Raw genomic sequence first — 2529 nt, 5'->3', positions numbered from 1 at the left:
GCGATCGCGGCGGACTGGAAGGCGCGCCTGCTCGCGAGCGCCGACACGTCGACGCAGGTCACGCGCGCAATCACCGGCCGCCACGCGCGCGGGCTGTGCAACACGCTGATGGCCCGGCTCGGCGAACGCGTGGCCGACGCCGCGCCGTACCCGGTGCAGAACGCGCTCACGCAGCCGCTGCGCCAGGCCGCCGCGCGCGCGAACGACGGCGACTACCTGTCGCTGTGGGCCGGTCAGGGCGCGCCGCTCGCGCGGCGGCGCGGCGATGCGCTGACGACGTCGCAGCTCGTTGCCGCACTCGATGCCGAATGGCGTGCGATAGCTGCCTGAATCGTTCATATCGGACGACGAAACGCGCGTTGTCACGCGCGTTTCATTCAATGATCACGGACACAAAATACCGAATCGAAATGCCCCTGGAATGTTTTAAAACGACCTTTCGGCAAGTCGCCGGGAATTAGCGGAAACCCTTATCCGGCGGGGCTCGCAGCGATATTCGAGTAGTCATTCCAAAGTGCGCATATCAGTAGTGTTACCACTACCCCAAAAAAGTCCCACAAATTAATTTGATCACCTACACTTGCGCGCAAGTACGGACGGGCGGCTGCTAAAAGCGGCGGTTTACACGTGCTTGAGGCCAAGTGCATGAACGATGCAACCGGCGAATCGTCCAGTGATTGCAAACACAGGGATGGAGCGGGGCACCGGGCGATGGCGTTTATTGGGACCGAAACTGGAGACTTACATGAATATCAAGATGCAAAAGCTGTTGCCGATCACCGCGGCCGCGATGCTGTGCGCTGCAGCTGCGGGCAACGCAGCGGCCGATCAAGTCGTCAAGATCGGCCACGTCGCGCCCTTGACGGGCGGCATTGCACACCTGGGCAAGGACAACGAAAACGGTGCACGTCTCGCAGTCGAGGAGATCAACGCCAAGGGTCTCACGGTCGGCGGCCAGAAAATCACGCTGCAACTCGACCCGCAGGATGACGCGGCCGACCCGCGGCAGGCCACGCAGGTTGCGCAGAAGCTCGTCGACGACAAGGTCGTCGCGGTGGTCGGCCACCTGAACTCGGGCACGTCGATCCCGGCCTCGAAGATCTACAGCGATGCGGGCATCGTGCAGATCTCGCCGTCGGCGACCAACCCGGCCTACACGCAGCAGGGCTTCAAGACCACGTACCGCGTGGTGGCCACCGATGCGCAGCAGGGCCCGGCACTCGCGAACTACGCGCACTCGAAGGGCATCAAGAGCGTGGCCGTGGTCGACGATTCGACCGCCTACGGCCAGGGTCTCGCGAACGAGTTCGAGAAGAAGGCCAAGGCGCTCGGCCTGAAGGTGGTGTCGCATGACGCGACGAACGACAAGGCGGTCGACTTCCGCGCGATTCTGACCAAGATCAAGGGCGAGAATCCGGACGCGATCATGTACGGCGGCATGGATGCCACCGGCGGCCCGTTCGCGAAACAGGCGAAGCAGCTGGGCCTGCGCGCGAAGATCTTCGCGGGCGACGGCGTGTGCACGGAAAAGCTGGCCGACCTGGCCGGCGACGCGACCGACAACGTGGTGTGCTCGGAAGCCGGTGCTTCGCTCGAGAAGATGTCGGGCGGCGCGGCGTTCAAGGCGAAGTACGAGAAGCGCTTCGGCCAGCCGATCCAGATCTACGCACCGTTCACGTATGACGCCGTGTACATCATCGTCGATGCGATGAAGCGCTCGAACTCGACGGATCCGGCGAAGATCCTCGCCGCGATGCCGGCGACGAACTACTCGGGCGTGATCGGCACGACGACCTTCGACTCGAAGGGCGACCTGCAGCACGGCGTGATCTCGCTGTACAACTACAAGAACGGCAAGAAGTCGCTGCTCGACGAAGTGAAGATGTAACCAGACAAGCGGTCAACAGAAGGGGTGAAAGCGCGCATGCGGCAACGCATGCGCGCTTTCTTTTTGGGCCGGCGCCTGCCGCGCCCCGTCAGATCTTCAGCCGCGCGAGCACCTTCGGTGCGACGGCCGCGACGAGCGCCGCGCACAGCGCGACGACGGACAGCCCGATCGTCAGGTTCGAGGCCTGCGCGACGGCGCCGATCACGACCGGACCGAACAGCATGCCGAAATACGCGAGCCCGGCCACGTGCGCGAGCCCTTCGGCCGCATGGATGCCTTTCACGCGCGCGGCGGCCGCGAACAGTACCGGCATCATGTTCGCGAGACCGAGGCCCATCAGCGTGAAGCCGGTCAGCACCGTGGCCGAATACGGCAGCAGCAGCGCGCCGATCATCCCCGCACAGGCGAGCGACGCGCTCGCGAACACGAGCTGCGGCGCGCCGAAGCGGGCCCGCACGGCGTCGCCCGCGAAGCGCGCGATGGCCATCCCGCCCGAGAACGCGGCATAAGCGGCGCGTCGTATGAGCTCGACCTCTGGGGCAAGAAGCGCGAGGCGCTGAAAGCGTCGGTGTCCAGGCTTCAGGCGAGCCGCGCCGACGCGGAAGCGGTCAGGCTGACGCTCACGACTTCTATTGCGCGCA

Annotated in this window: 2 protein-coding genes and 1 pseudogene; 2 read left to right on the top strand and 1 reads right to left on the bottom strand. The window is 64.9% G+C overall.

Translation table 11 applies throughout. From position 1 onward, the window contains the following. Positions 1–330, top strand: a 330-nt coding sequence (locus G3O06_RS47675; protein WP_205820267.1) for a nitronate monooxygenase, incomplete at its 5' end; no start/stop codon positions are given. A gap of 415 nt (positions 331–745) precedes the next feature. Next, positions 746–1888 carry a branched-chain amino acid ABC transporter substrate-binding protein gene (locus G3O06_RS47670; protein ID WP_174918400.1) on the top strand — a complete coding sequence of 381 codons (1143 nt, stop codon included), beginning with the start codon at positions 746–748 and terminating at the stop codon, positions 1886–1888. 88 nt (positions 1889–1976) lie between these two features. Here the strand turns inward: G3O06_RS47670 and G3O06_RS47665 are convergent. Continuing rightward, a pseudogene (locus G3O06_RS47665) lies at positions 1977–2529 on the bottom strand (hypothetical protein); the annotation flags it as partial.

Source organism: Burkholderia sp. Ac-20345, from assembly GCF_017104825.1.
Taxonomy (GTDB): Bacteria; Pseudomonadota; Gammaproteobacteria; order Burkholderiales; family Burkholderiaceae; genus Burkholderia; species Burkholderia lata_B.
This window is presented reverse-complemented; position numbering and strand designations above follow the sequence as displayed.

Bases quoted from the DNA above. Each gene is read 5' to 3' on its own strand.
- G3O06_RS47670 (WP_174918400.1), top strand. From the start codon at position 746: ATGAATATCAAGATGCAAAAGCTGTTGCCGATCACCGCGGCCGCGATG.